Source organism: Bradyrhizobium sp. SZCCHNR1002 (assembly GCF_032381435.1).
GTDB lineage: Bacteria > Pseudomonadota > Alphaproteobacteria > Rhizobiales > Xanthobacteraceae > Bradyrhizobium > Bradyrhizobium aeschynomenes.
In genome coordinates this window covers 446,800-459,904 of the sequence record NZ_JAUHIS010000002.1, presented here as the reverse complement: position 1 = coordinate 459,904, position 13,105 = coordinate 446,800, and the positions used below count along the sequence as shown (strand labels likewise).

The window sequence follows — 13,105 nt, the reverse complement described above, 5'->3', positions numbered from 1 at the left end:
CGATGCAGGCCGTTCTCAATTCCGCTCTTCCCATTTTCGCGCTGATCCTCACCGGCTTCCTGTGCGGACGCTTCGGTGTGTTCGATCGCATCGCGACCGACAATCTCAACCGCTTCGCCGTCTATCTGGCGCTGCCGGCGCTGATCTTCACGGCGATGTCCAGGATCGGCGTCGAGCAGGTCAGCCAGTTCGGCTTCATCGGCGCGTTCTGCGGCGGCATCGCCGCGACGTTCGCGACCGGCTTCGTCATCAGCCGGCTGCGCGGCCGCCGCGTCGCGAATGCCAGCATCGAGGGGTTGGACGCGGGCTACAGCAATGTCGGCTTCATGGGCATTCCGATGTGCCTCTTGGTGTTCGGCCCCGACAGCGCGCCGGCCTCGATCATCGCGACGCTCTTCACCGCCTGTGTGCTGTTCCTGTTCGCGATCGTCGTCGTCGAGATGGATCTGCAGAAGGGCGCGACGCTCGGCGCCACCATCGCCAAGGTCGCGCGCTCGCTCTTGACCAGCCCGCTGTTCATCGCACCTGTCGCTGGGCTCACCGTGGGGCTCAGCGGCTTCGCGCTGCCGGCGCCCTTCATGAGCTTCACGACGTTGCTTGGTGGCGCGGCCTCTCCGGCGGCGTTGGTCTGCATCGGTCTGTTCCTGGCGCAGGAGCGGGTGGTCACGCACGATGCGACCTCGATCGCCGTTCTCGTGTCGCTGAAGCTCGTGATGCAGCCCGCGGTCACCGCGCTGCTCGCCTTCCACGTCTTTGCGATGCCGACGCTGTGGTCGCATTCGGCCGTCATCCTCAGCGCGCTGCCGATCGGCTCCGGGCCGTTCACGATTGCCAAGCTCTACGGCCTCGAAGCCGGCGTCACCTCGGGCTCCATCCTGGTCTCGCACATCTTTGCCGTTCTCACGGTCTCGCTGCTCGTAGCCTGGCTCGCCCCGGGCTGATCGCATCCTCATCCGGAGTGGTCCGATGAAAGTCTCCCCCGACAGTGCCGCCGACCTGATCGCCCGCCTCCTCAAGCGCCGCGGCGTCAACCGCGTGTTCGCGCTGTGCGGCGGCCACATCATGCCGATCTGGATGCGGCTCGATGCGGAGGGGATCGAGATCATCGACGTGCGCGACGAGCGCGCCGCCGTCCACATGGCGCAGGCACATGCGGAGCTGACCGGCGAGCTCGGCGTCGCCCTGGTCACGGCGGGACCCGGCATGACCAACGCGATCACCGGCATCGCCAACGCCCACGTCTCGCGCGCCCCGGTGCTGGTGATGTCCGGCGGCAATCCGCGACCGCAGGAGAACCGCGGCGGCCTGCAGGACATGGATCACACCCAGCTGGTGCGCTCGATCACGCGCTATGCCCGCACCGTGCGCGAGCCGTCGCTGGTGCTGCAGGAGCTCGACGAGGCGATTGCACGCGCTTTCGGCGACGGCGGCGAGCCGGGGCCGGTGTTCATCGATTTCCCGGTCGACACCTTGCGCGGCATCGTGCCCAAGGCGTTGCAGCTCGAAGAGCATCTTGCGCCGAAGCCGCGCGCGGCAGCGCGGCCCGATCCGGCTGAGGTCGAGAAGGCCGTCGAGCTGTTGTGGTCGGCGCGCCGCGCGCTCGTGATTTCCGGCCGCGGCGCGCGCGGCGCCGGGCCCGAACTGATCGGGTTGCTCGACCGGCTCGGCGCGGTCTACCTCGACACTGGAGAGAGCAGGGGCCTCGTGCCCGACGATCACCCTGCGGTGGTCGGCGCGATGCGCGGCGCCGTCATGGGCGATGCCGATGTGGTGCTGACGGTTGGGCGAAAGCTCGACTTCCAGCTCGCCTATGGCTCGCCCGCCGTGTTCAAGGACGCCAGGTTCGTGCGCATCAGCGACACCGCCAGCGAGCTGCGTGACAACCGCCGCGGCGCCGCCGAGATCCTGGCGTCACCGGCCGAAACGCTGCGCGCGATCGTGGCGCTCGCGGGCAATCGCGAGTCGGCCGTCGATCGGCAATGGGCCGCTAAGTTGCGCGCTGCGCATCAGGAACGGGCCGCCAAGCTGAAGCAGAGCATGGCGATGGCGGCGCCCGGCTCGGACGGACGCTTGCATCCGAACCGGGTCTTGTCAGCGGTGCAGGAGGCGATCGGCCACGACGCCGTGGTCATCACCGACGGCGGTGATTTCCTCTCCTTCGCCCGTGTGGGCTTGAGCGCACCGCTGATGCTCGATCCCGGCCCGTTCGGCTGCATCGGCATCGGCGTGCCCTACGGTATCGCCGCGAGTCTCGCTTATCCCGACAGACCGGTGGTCGTCGCGACCGGCGACGGCGCGTTCGGCTTCAACGCGATCGAGGTCGACACCGCGGTGCGCCACAAGGCGCCGGTGCTGATCGTCGTCGCCAACAACGGCGCCTGGCAGATCGAGGTGCATGACCAGACGGTGACGCATGGCAAGGTTGTCGGCACCAGGCTGCAATTTGCCGATCACGCCGCCATGGCGCGCGCGTTCGGCATGCATGCCGAGCGGGTCGAGACGGAGGAGCAGTTGGGGCCTGCCATTAAGCGCGCACTGGCCAATCGCCCGGCGCTGCTCGACATGGTCGTGACGCCGGAGGCGGTGTCGTCGGATGCCAAGACGGGACTGGCGTGGGTGCCAGATCTGCAGCCGCTGGCGGCGTGGGACGAGGCGGAGCGGAAGTGGCGGGGGAGTTGATCTGCACTTGATGTGCAACGCCGACTTCGGATCTCACCCCTCATGGTGAGGAGCGCCGAAGGCGCGTCTCGAACCATGAGGCCCGAGCTGTGGCCTCGCCCTTCGAGACGCCCGCCTCCGGCGGGCTCCTCAGGATGAGGGGAGAGGCCGTTCCAAGCGGGCGACCGCGCAACTTGGAAACAAGCTTTTGATCGTCTCGATTAGAACGCCATGGTCGACAGCGCATCTCGAACCAAGAACACCCGCTTCAGCTACATGAGTCGCCTCGCCTATTTCTGCTCCAACTGCCTCGGCGCACTCAGCCACAACGCCAGCAGCGTGCACACCGCGCCCGACAGCAGATAGCCGCCGGCCGACAGCAGGCCGAAATACGACGCCAGCAACAGCGCCGCCAGCGGCGCGAAGCCCGCGCCGAACAGCCACGCGAGGTCCGCGGTCAGTGCTGACGCCGTATAGCGATAGGTGCGGGCGAAGTTGGCGGCGATCGCGCCGGAGGACTGGCCGAACGACAGGCCGAGCAGGATGAAGCCGAGCACCATGTAGACGGTCTCGCCGACCGGGCCGGCGTCGAGCAACTGCGGCGCGAAGCCGGAGAAGACGGCGATCGCGATCGCCGAGCCGATCAAGAGCGACTTGCGGCCGATGCGGTCCGCGAGCATGCCGGAGGCGATGATCGCGACCACGCCGAACACCGCGCCGACGGCCTCGATGATCAGGAAGCGCGCCGGCGTCTCCTTGGTGAACAGGAACACCCAGGACAGCGGAAACACCGTCACCATGTGGAAGAGGGCAAAGCTCGCCAGCGGCGCGAACGCGCCGATCACGATGTTGCGGCCTTCATGGCGGATGGTGTTGGCGACGCTGGCCGGCTGCAGTTCACGGGAGTGGAACAGCTCGTCATATTCGGGCGTCACCACCATGCGCAGCCGCGCGAACAGCGCCACGACGTTGATGGCAAACGCCACGAAGAACGGATAGCGCCAGCCCCAGTCGAAGAAGTCCGCCGCCGAGAGATGGCCGACGAAAAAGGCGAACAGCGTGCTGGCGACGATCAGGCCGAGCGGCGCGCCGAGCTGCGGAATCATCGCATACCAGCCGCGCTGATGCTCCGGCGCGTTCATCGCGAGCAGCGAGGCGAGCCCGTCCCAGGCGCCGCCCCAGGCGAGGCCCTGGCCGATTCGCGCCAGCGCCAGCAGCCAGATCGCACCGGCGCCGACGGTGTAGTAGCTCGGCAGGAAGGCGATCGCGACGGTCGAGGTGCCCAGCAGGAACAGCGCGATGATCAGCTTGGCACTCTTGCCGTAGCGGCGGTCGATCGCCATGAACATCACGCTGCCGAACGGGCGGGCGATGAAGGCCAGCGCGAACAGCGCGAAGGAATACAGCGTCTGCGTCAGCTCGTCGGCGAACGGGAAGACGAGCCGCGGAAACACGATCACCGAGGCGATGGCGTAGACGAAGAAGTCGAAGAACTCCGACGTGCGGCCGATGATGACCCCGATCGCGATCTCGCCCGGATTCGCCTCATGCCTGCGGGAGAGATCGGTCTCGCCGTCCATGGCCGCTGCCTGTGTCATCGCTGCTCGCAGTCCTCTCGCACTCTATCTGAGCCCGTAGATGTCTGGCCGGGCGGCGGTCCGGTATTGGACAAATTGTCCAATGTTGGGCGTGACGCGCGGTCGCTACGTGAGGCCTCGTTCAGAGATCCGCGCTTCGACGAGGTTAATCGTGCATTACTGGAAGACATTGGCTCTGCTACCGCTGGGGCTTGCGCTCGGCGGCTGCAATCTGGTGGTGCTCGCGCCCTCCGGTGATGTCGCCGCCCAGCAGCGCGATCTCGTGATCATCGCCACCGTTCTGATGCTGCTGATCGTGGTGCCGGTGATGGTGGCCACCGCCATGATCGCCTGGCGCTACCGCCAGTCCAACCAGTCCGCGACCTACACGCCGGACTGGGACCACTCGACCCAGCTCGAGCTGCTGATCTGGGCCGCGCCGCTGCTGATCATCATCTGCCTGGGCGCCGTGACCTGGATGGGCACGCATCTGCTCGATCCCTACCGTACGCTGGGCCGCATCTCCGCCGATCGCGCGGTGACGCTGCAGGACAAGCCGCTCGAGGTCAACGTCGTCGCGCTCGATTGGAAGTGGCTGTTCATCTATCCGGAATACGGCATCGCCAGCCTCAACGAGCTCGCCGCTCCCGTGAACCGGCCGCTCGATTTCCGCATCACCTCGTCCTCGGTGATGAACTCGTTCTATATTCCGGCACTCGCCGGCCAGATCTATGCGATGCCGGGCATGCAGAGCCGGCTGCACGCCGTCATCAACAAGCCCGGCGTCTATCGCGGCTTCTCGGCGAACTACAGCGGCGCCGGCTTCTCTGGCATGCGCTTCGCCTTCCATGGTCTGTCGGATGCGGAGTTTTCGAGCTGGATCGAGAAGGCCAAGGCGAGCGGCAATGCGCTGGGCAAGCCTGAATACCTGACCCTGGAGCGTCCGAGCGCCAACGAGCCAGTGCGCTACTACGCGTCCGTCGACAACGACCTGTTCCGCGCCATCCTCAACATGTGCGTCGAGACCGGCAAGATGTGCATGAGCGAGATGATGGCGATCGACGCCCGAGGCGGCATGGGCATGGCCGGCGTGCGCAACACGCTGCCGCTCGCCTATGACAAGTTCGCCGGCCGCGGCGCCGTGTTCGGTGCCGAGCCGAGCTTCGTCGCCGGCGGCGTCTGCCTGCCGGGCGATCAGGTCACGCGCATGGCCGAGGACTCCTCGCCGACCGTGCTGGCGCCGCTCGACTGGACGCCGCTGCAGGGACGCGGGCTCGAACGGCCCGGCCTGATGCGGCCGTCGAAGGCGTCGTTCATCCTGGTGCCGGCCCCCAAGAGCAATTCGTGAAGTCGGATTCGTGAGCGTCCATCATGTTTGATACAGCAGATATCACCAAGCTCATCTTCGGCCGGCTGACCCTGGAGTCGCTGCCGCTGCACGAGCCGATCATCATCGGCACCTTCGCGATGGTTGCGCTCGGAGGCGTCGCGCTGCTCGGCGCACTGACCTATTTCCGGCTCTGGGGCTATCTCTGGAAGGAGTGGTTCACCACCGTCGACCACAAGCGCATCGGCATCATGTACATGGTGCTCGGCATCGTGATGCTGCTGCGCGGCTTCGCGGACGCGCTGATGATGCGGCTGCAGCAGGCGATCGCCTTCAACGGCTCCGAGGGCTACCTCAACTCGCACCACTATGATCAGGTGTTCACGGCGCATGGCGTGATCATGATCTTCTTCGTGGCAATGCCGCTGGTCACCGGCCTGATGAACTATGTCGTGCCGCTGCAGATCGGCGCCCGCGACGTGTCGTTCCCGTTCCTCAATAATTTCAGCTTCTGGATGACGACGGCCGGCGCCGTGCTGGTGATGTGCTCGCTGTTCGTCGGCGAGTTCGCGCGCACCGGTTGGCTCGCCTATCCGCCGCTGTCGAACCTGTCCTACAGTCCGGATGTCGGCGTCGACTATTACATCTGGGCGCTGCAGGTCGCCGGCGTCGGCACGCTGTTATCCGGCGTCAACCTGATCTGCACCGTCGTCAAGATGCGGGCGCCCGGCATGACCATGATGAAGATGCCGGTCTTCACCTGGACCTCGCTGTGCACCAACGTGCTGATCGTCGCCTCCTTCCCGGTGCTGACGGCGGTGCTGGCGCTGCTGTCGCTCGACCGCTACGTCGGCACCAACTTCTTCACCAACGATTTCGGCGGCGATCCGATGATGTATGTCAACCTCATCTGGATCTGGGGCCATCCGGAGGTCTACATCCTGATCCTGCCGGCGTTCGGCATCTTCTCCGAGGTCACCTCGACCTTCTCGGGCAAGCGGCTGTTCGGCTACACCTCGATGGTCTACGCCACCGTCGTCATCACCATCCTGTCCTATTTGGTCTGGCTGCACCACTTCTTCACCATGGGCTCCGGCGCCAGCGTGAACTCGTTCTTCGGCATCACCACGATGATCATCTCGATCCCGACGGGCGCGAAGATGTTCAACTGGCTGTTCACGATGTATCGTGGCCGCATCCGCTTCGAATTGCCGATGATGTGGACGGTGGCCTTCATGCTGACCTTCGTGATCGGCGGCATGACCGGCGTGCTGCTCGCGGTGCCGCCGGCCGACTTCGTGCTGCACAACAGCCTGTTCCTGGTCGCGCATTTCCACAACGTGATCATCGGCGGCGTGCTGTTCGGCCTGTTCGCCGGCATCGCCTACTGGTTCCCGAAGGCGTTCGGCTTCAAGCTCGATCCGTTCTGGGGCAAGATGTCGTTCTGGTTCTGGACCGTGGGCTTCTACTTCGCCTTCATGCCGCTCTACGTGCTCGGCCTGATGGGCGTGACGCGCCGCCTGCGCACCTTCGATGATCCGAGCCTGCAGATCTGGTTCGTGATCGCCGGCATCGGCGCGTTCATGATCCTGTTGGGCATCGCCAGCTTCCTGATCCAGATTGCCGTCAGCGTCCTGCGCCGCGAGCAGCTCGTCGACACCACCGGCGATCCGTGGGATGCGCGCACCCTGGAGTGGGCGACGTCGTCGCCGCCGCCGGCCTACAATTTCGCCTTCACGCCCGTCATCCACGACAATGACGCGTGGTGGGACATGAAGCGCCGCGGCTACGTCCGTCCGCTCACAGGCTTCAAGGCGATCCATATGCCGAGCAACACCGGCACCGGCGTGATTCTGGCGGGCCTCAGCACCACCATGGCGTTCGGCCTGATCTGGTACATGTGGTGGATGGCGGCCGGCAGCTTCGTCGCGCTGCTGGCGGTCGCGATCGGCCACACCTTCAACTATCACCGCAGCTTCCACATTCCGGCCGAAGAGGTCGTGAGCGTCGAACGTGCCCGCACCGAGCTGCTCGCGGCAGGAGCCAAGTCATGACGATCGCAACAGGCACCATGAAGGCCGGCGAGCCGGTCTTCTACGTCGTCGACGAGCACGACCACCCGGAAGGCAGCAGCACGCAGCTCGGCTTCTGGATCTATCTGATGAGCGACTGCCTCATCTTCGCGATCCTGTTCGCCGTCTATGGCGTGCTCGGCGCCAAATATGCCGCCGGCCCGGCGCCGAAGGACCTGTTCGACCTGTCGCTGGTCGCAATCAACACCTCGTTCCTGCTGCTGTCGTCGCTGACCTACGGCTTCGCGATGCTGTCGATGCAGCAGAACCGCGTCGGCGCGATGCAGGGCTGGCTGGTGATCACCGGTCTGTTCGGCCTCGCCTTCCTCGGCATCGAGCTGACCGAGTTCGCGCACATGATCCATGAGGGCGCGACGCCGCAGCGCAGCGCCTTCCTGTCGTCGTTCTTCACCCTGGTTGGAACGCACGGTCTGCACGTCACGTTCGGTCTGGTCTGGCTGCTCACCCTGATGGTGCAGGTCAAGCGCTTCGGCCTAATCGAGGCCAACCGGCGCCGGCTGGTCTGCCTCAGCATGTTCTGGCACTTCCTCGACGTGATCTGGATCGGTGTCTTCACCTTCGTCTATCTGATGGGAATGCTTCGATGAGCTCTGATGCCCACGCTCACGGTTCGGCCGACGACCATGCCGGCACGCGCTCCGGCCAGCTGATCGGTTTCGGCCTGTCCGTCGTCCTGACGGCGATCCCGTTCCTGCTGGTCATGACCGGCTCGTTCGACAAGCAGGTGACGGCGCTGATCATCATGGCGTTCGCGGCCGTACAGGTCGTGGTCCACATGATCTTCTTCCTGCACATGAACACCAAGGCCGAGGGCGGCTGGACGATGATGGCGCTGATCTTCACCATCATCATGGTGGTGATCGCGCTGTCGGGCTCGCTCTGGGTTATGCATCATCTGACCACCAACATGATGCCGGTGCACGAGATGGGCCAGACGCCGTGATGTCGAGTCCTGCCAATCGGGCAGGGGGACGAGAGACGCCGGGCGCGTGGCGGCCGGCGACGCTGGCGATCGGCGCGGCGTGGGTCGCCTGCGTCGCGATCCTGCTGGCGCTGAGTGTCTGGCAGGTCGAGCGCCGCGTCTGGAAGCTCGATCTGATCGACCGGGTCGAGCGCCGCGTGCATGCCGTGCCGGTGCCGGCGCCTTCTCCCGCACAGTGGCCAGCGATCAATCGCAGCGACGACGAATACAAGCGGGTGACGCTCAGCGGCCGCTTCCTCAACGACCAGGAGACGCTGGTCCAGGCGATCACGGTCGAGGGGCCCGGCTACTGGGTGGTGACGCCGCTGCAGACGGCCGACGGGCTCGTGCTGGTGAACCGCGGTTTCGTGCCGTCGGATCGACGCGATCGCGCCAGCCGCGGCGCCGGGAACCCGGATGGTGCGGTCAGCGTGACCGGATTGCTGCGGATCTCGGAGCCCGGCGGCGGCTTCCTGCGCGACAATGATCCCCGGGCCAATCGCTGGTATTCACGTGACGTCGCGGCGATCGCGGCCGCGCGCGGCCTGCAGGACGTCGCTCCCTATTTCGTCGATGCCGACGCGACGCCCAATCCCGGTGGCTTCCCGATCGGTGGCCTGACCGTGATCGCGTTTCCGAACAGCCATCTGGTTTATGCGCTGACGTGGTTTACATTGGCCCTGATGCTGGCCGGCGCCGGCGTGCAGCGGCTCCGCCGCGCGCGCGGGGAAGCCGGCGCGGCGGCAGCGCAGGATGCGGAATGGGATCATCGGCAGCAGGGCATGCGTGGACACGAGGCATCGCCATTGTGAGCGGACCGGTCCCGTCGACGCTTGCGCCAATCGCGGACGCCGCGCCATGAGGAACGAGGCGCCGAATCTGCCGATCGGAGCTGTCGCCGCGATCGGGATGCCCGAAATCCACGCTCCGCTGCCGACCAAGGACGCGACCAACCGCAAGAACATGGTCCTGCTGATCCAGCTGCGCTGGATCGCCGTGGTCGGCCAGATCGTCACCATCGCCTTCGTCACGTACTGGTTCGGCATCGCCCTGCCACTGCTGCCCATGGCGGCGATCATCTGCGCGCTCGTGGTGCTGAACGTCGCCAGCCACATCTGGCTGCGGACGCGCGACGATGTCGCCAATCGCCATCTGCTGATCGCCTTGATGCTCGACGTCGTGGCGCTGACGTCCGAGCTCTATCTCACCGGCGGCGCGTCCAATCCATTCACCTGTCTCTATCTGCTCCAGGTGACGCTGGGCGCCGTGCTGCTCGATGCGCGCTCGTCCTGGTCGCTGGTGGCGCTCACCGTGCTCAGCTTCGTCTGGCTCACCATCGAGTACCGCCCGCTCGATCTCCCGCAGCATCACGTCAGCGACGCCTTCACACTGCACATCACCGGCATGTTCGTCGGCTTCGTGCTCGACGCCGTGCTGCTCGTCGTCTTCGTCACCCGCATCAACCGGAATCTGCGCGAGCGCGACGCCAAGCTCGCCGATCTGCGCCAGCATGCCGCCGAGCAGGATCACATCATTCGCATGGGCCTCCTGGCCTCGGGCGCCGCGCATGAGCTGGGCACGCCGCTCGCCTCGATCTCGGTGATCCTGAACGACTGGCGGCGCATGACCGCGATCTCGGCCGATCCGGCATTGGCGGAGGACTTCACCGAAATGGAAGCCGCGGTGCAGCGCTGCAAATCGATCGTCACCGACATCCTGGTGTCGGCCGGGCAGGCGCGCGGCGAAGGCTCGGCGCCGACGACGTTGAAGGCGTTCCTGACCACGCTGGTGGCGGAATGGAGCGCGGCGCGTTCGGCGCGCAACCTGATGGTCCGCAACGAGTTCGGCGCGGACCCCGCCATCGTCTCCGACGTCGCGCTGAAGCAGGCCATCGTCAACGTGCTCGACAACGCATTCGAAGTGTCGCGCGAATGGGTGGAACTCGTCGTCGAGCGCGATGGCGATCAGCTGCTGCTCAGCGTCAGCGATCGCGGACCCGGATTCGATCCGGCTATGCTCGGACAAATCGGGCGTCCCTACCAGTCGAGCAAGGGCCGCCCAGGCCGCGGCCTCGGGCTGTTCCTGGTGGTCAACGTGATCCGCAAGCTGGGCGGTAGCGTTTCTGCCTGGAACCACCGGGGACGCGGGGCAACCGTGCGGCTGTCGCTGCCGCTGTCGATGCTTGCGATTGGAGAGCCCAGTGGAGATTGAACGCTCTCTCCTCATCGTCGAGGACGACGACGGCTTTGCACGCACCCTGAAACGCTCCTTCGAGCGCCGCGGCTATGAGGCGGTGATCGCGGCCTCGCTCGAGCAGGTCGACGACATCCTGAAGGAAAAGACGTTCACTTATGCCGTCGTCGACCTCAAGCTCGGCGGCGCCTCCGGCCTCGTCTGTGTCGAGAAGCTGCATGCGCATGATCCGGAGATGCTGATCGTGGTGCTCACGGGCTTCGCCAGCATCGCCACGGCCGTCGAGGCCATCAAGCTCGGCGCCTGCCACTATCTCGCCAAGCCATCGAACACCGACGACATCGAGGAAGCCTTCCGCAAGGCCCAGGGCAACGCCCAGGTCGCGCTCGCGGAGCGCGCCACGTCGATCAAGACGCTCGAGTGGGAGCGCATCCATCAGACCCTGATCGATACCGACTTCAACATCTCCGAAGCCGCACGACGCCTCGGCATGCATCGCAGGACCCTGGCCCGCAAGCTGGAGAAGCGGCCGGTGAAGTAGGCCTCAATTCGGATCGCAGCTTCGATGCAATCCGACTTTTGCCCGCAAGCAGGCAGCGCGACCTCTGCGGAAAGGGGAGCTGGCGAAGATCAACCCAGTCCCCACGCAGCCCATGGTGACAGATCGCGAAGCTCATCCTCGGATCCCCTGTTCCCCGGAAACGGAACCTTCGCGCCGTGTCGTGATTGCTGTGGTGTCACAGGGAGATCATCTTCAATGGCACGAACAGCACGCAAATACGCGAAGGGCGCGTCCAAGGACGTCGAGCGCGCGATGAAGAAGCGCAAGGCCGGAACGTTGAAGAGCGGTGGCCCGGGCCGCAAGGTCAAGAGCCGCAAGCAGGCGATCGCGATCGGCCTGTCGGAAGCGCGCCGCGAAGGCAAGAAGGTGCCGGCCAGGAAGAGCGCGAAGTCCTCGGCGAAGAAATCTGCCAAGAAATCCTCGAAGAGTGCGAGCAAGACGAGCACGAAGAAGACCACCAAGAAAACGACAAAGAAGAAGTCGTCGAAGAAGAACTGATAGCGCTGATCAGCGCAACGCGCGCCGTGACGCGCAGTCGTCGCCCGATCCTCCGCAGTCGTCCTGGCGAACGCCGGGACCCAGAACCCCAGGGAGATGTGATGGGGCGGGATGTCCGACCAGTCTCGTCTCACCATACCTGCCGCGGAGTATGGATCCCGGCGTTTCGCCGGGATGACGGCGGTCGGCGTCGGGGCTTGAGCTAGACGAGCAGTCTGTAGCCGGATGAGCGCAGCGACATCCGGGTTACGACGTCATCCGGCCTTGCGTTGCCGCGCCGCCGAGCGATGCGCCTTCTTTGCCGGACGGCGATGCGACGGCGCCCGCCGCGATGGTGAACGCGACGCCTTCTTGCCGCCCTTGCCCAGGCTCTGCTTCAGTGCGTCCATCAGGCTGACCACATTGCCGGACTTCTCCTCCGGCTCCGGCAGCTTGATCGGCTTGCCCGAGGCCTTGCGCTTGACCAGCGCCTTCAGCGCCGTCTCGTATTGATCCTTGAACTCTGAGGGATCGAAATGCGCGGCCTTGGTCTGCAGGATGTGGCCGGCGAGCTCGACCATGTCCTTTGTGATCTTCGGCGACTTGATGTCGTCGAAGAACTCAGCTTCGTCGCGCAGCTCGTAAGGGAAGCGCAGCGTGGTGCCGAGCATGCCCTTGCCCATCGGCTCGATCGCGATGACGTGCTCGCGATGCGTCAGCACGATGCGTGCCAGCGCGACGCGATCCTGGTCCTTCATGGCGTCGCGGATCACCGCGAAGGCATCCAGCGCGGCCTTTCCGTCAGGAGCGATATAGTAGGGGTGATTCAGATAGCGCTGGTCGATCTCCTCGCGCGGCACGAAGCTGTCGATGTCGATGGTGTGGTTGCTCTCGATCTGGACCGCCTCCAGCTCCTCCGGCTCGATCTCGACATACTGCCCCTTGGACAGCTCGTAGCCGCGGCCCTTCTGCTCGCTCTCGACGATGTCGCCGGTCTCGGCATCGATCATCTGCTGCTTGAGCCGATTGCCGGTCTCGCGGTTGATCTGGTGGAAGCGCGTCTTCTCCACCGAAGTGGATGCCGGATAGAGCACGACAGGGCAGCTGACGAGCGAGAGTTTGAGCGAGCCTTTCCAATAGGCGCGGGGGGCCATCGTGATCTCCGTGAAAGCATTCTGAGCCCAACCAGATTGGACCTGTTTAGGTTCCGCGGGGATCGATGGACGACCTCGCGGCTCACCTGTGGGCTCTGCCGAG

Annotated in this window: 12 protein-coding genes; 10 read left to right on the top strand and 2 right to left on the bottom strand. The window is 65.4% G+C overall.

The features are described 5' to 3' along the window. Positions 1–2 precede the first annotated feature (2 nt). On the top strand, positions 3–941 hold the full coding sequence (locus tag QX108_RS14520) for an AEC family transporter (protein WP_315799492.1): 939 nt from the start codon (positions 3–5) through the stop codon (positions 939–941). Between the two features lie 25 nt (positions 942–966). After that, positions 967–2,679: a thiamine pyrophosphate-binding protein gene (locus QX108_RS14515; RefSeq protein ID WP_315799491.1), complete on the top strand. Its 1,713-nt coding sequence runs from the start codon at positions 967–969 to the stop codon at positions 2,677–2,679. 269 nt (positions 2,680–2,948) lie between these two features. Here QX108_RS14515 and QX108_RS14510 read toward each other — a convergent pair whose 3' ends face one another. Then, entirely contained in the window at positions 2,949–4,256 is a 1,308-nt protein-coding gene (locus tag QX108_RS14510; protein WP_315799490.1) for an MFS transporter, read from the bottom strand. 151 nt (positions 4,257–4,407) lie between these two features. On the opposite strand from QX108_RS14510, the gene cyoA reads away from it, so the two are divergent. The 8 genes from cyoA (at position 4,408) to QX108_RS14470 (ending at position 11,869) form a co-directional block, all read left to right on the top strand. Further along, positions 4,408–5,583, top strand: a complete 1,176-nt coding sequence (gene cyoA / locus QX108_RS14505) for a ubiquinol oxidase subunit II (RefSeq protein WP_315799489.1) — start codon at positions 4,408–4,410, stop codon at positions 5,581–5,583. A 23-nt stretch (positions 5,584–5,606) separates the two neighbouring features. After that, positions 5,607–7,616: a cytochrome o ubiquinol oxidase subunit I gene (gene cyoB, locus QX108_RS14500; protein WP_315799488.1), complete on the top strand. Its 2,010-nt coding sequence runs from the start codon at positions 5,607–5,609 to the stop codon at positions 7,614–7,616. After that, a complete protein-coding gene (cyoC, locus tag QX108_RS14495) occupies positions 7,613–8,242 on the top strand; it encodes a cytochrome o ubiquinol oxidase subunit III (RefSeq protein ID WP_315725443.1) in 630 nt (209 codons plus the stop codon). The genes cyoB and cyoC overlap by 4 nt, the downstream gene beginning before the upstream one ends. Continuing rightward, positions 8,239–8,598 (top strand): cytochrome o ubiquinol oxidase subunit IV, encoded by a 360-nt coding sequence (cyoD, locus tag QX108_RS14490; RefSeq protein ID WP_315799487.1) that lies wholly within the window; start codon positions 8,239–8,241, stop codon positions 8,596–8,598. The genes cyoC and cyoD overlap by 4 nt, the downstream gene beginning before the upstream one ends. Continuing rightward, complete coding sequence (locus tag QX108_RS14485; RefSeq protein ID WP_315799486.1) at positions 8,598–9,428, top strand: SURF1 family protein; 831 nt, start codon at positions 8,598–8,600, stop codon at positions 9,426–9,428. Before cyoD ends, QX108_RS14485 begins: the two co-directional genes overlap by 1 nt. Positions 9,429–9,474: 46 nt before the next feature. After that, a complete protein-coding gene (locus tag QX108_RS14480) occupies positions 9,475–10,827 on the top strand; it encodes an ATP-binding protein (protein WP_315799485.1) in 1,353 nt (450 codons plus the stop codon). Further along, on the top strand, positions 10,817–11,350 hold the full coding sequence (locus QX108_RS14475) for a response regulator transcription factor (RefSeq protein WP_315725451.1): 534 nt from the start codon (positions 10,817–10,819) through the stop codon (positions 11,348–11,350). Before QX108_RS14480 ends, QX108_RS14475 begins: the two co-directional genes overlap by 11 nt. 216 nt (positions 11,351–11,566) lie before the next feature. Next, the gene (locus QX108_RS14470) at positions 11,567–11,869 is read left to right on the top strand and encodes a DUF6496 domain-containing protein (RefSeq protein ID WP_315799484.1); all 303 of its coding nucleotides are present in this window, start codon (positions 11,567–11,569) and stop codon (positions 11,867–11,869) included. Positions 11,870–12,123: 254 nt separating this feature from the next. Here the strand turns inward: QX108_RS14470 and QX108_RS14465 are convergent, their stop codons facing one another. After that, on the bottom strand, positions 12,124–13,002 hold the full coding sequence (locus QX108_RS14465; RefSeq protein ID WP_315799483.1) for a Ku protein: 879 nt from the start codon (positions 13,000–13,002) through the stop codon (positions 12,124–12,126). Between the last annotated feature and the right edge of the window lie 103 nt (positions 13,003–13,105).

Bases quoted from the DNA above. Each gene is read 5' to 3' on its own strand.
- QX108_RS14520 (WP_315799492.1), top strand. From the start codon at position 3: ATGCAGGCCGTTCTCAATTCCGCTCTTCCCATTTTCGCGCTGATCCTC.
- QX108_RS14515 (WP_315799491.1), top strand. From the start codon at position 967: ATGAAAGTCTCCCCCGACAGTGCCGCCGACCTGATCGCCCGCCTCCTC.
- QX108_RS14510 (WP_315799490.1), bottom strand. From the start codon at position 4,256: ATGACACAGGCAGCGGCCATGGACGGCGAGACCGATCTCTCCCGCAGG.
- cyoB (WP_315799488.1), top strand. From the start codon at position 5,607: ATGTTTGATACAGCAGATATCACCAAGCTCATCTTCGGCCGGCTGACC.
- cyoC (WP_315725443.1), top strand. From the start codon at position 7,613: ATGACGATCGCAACAGGCACCATGAAGGCCGGCGAGCCGGTCTTCTAC.
- cyoD (WP_315799487.1), top strand. From the start codon at position 8,239: ATGAGCTCTGATGCCCACGCTCACGGTTCGGCCGACGACCATGCCGGC.
- QX108_RS14485 (WP_315799486.1), top strand. From the start codon at position 8,598: ATGTCGAGTCCTGCCAATCGGGCAGGGGGACGAGAGACGCCGGGCGCG.
- QX108_RS14480 (WP_315799485.1), top strand. From the start codon at position 9,475: ATGAGGAACGAGGCGCCGAATCTGCCGATCGGAGCTGTCGCCGCGATC.
- QX108_RS14470 (WP_315799484.1), top strand. From the start codon at position 11,567: ATGGCACGAACAGCACGCAAATACGCGAAGGGCGCGTCCAAGGACGTC.
- QX108_RS14465 (WP_315799483.1), bottom strand. From the start codon at position 13,002: ATGGCCCCCCGCGCCTATTGGAAAGGCTCGCTCAAACTCTCGCTCGTC.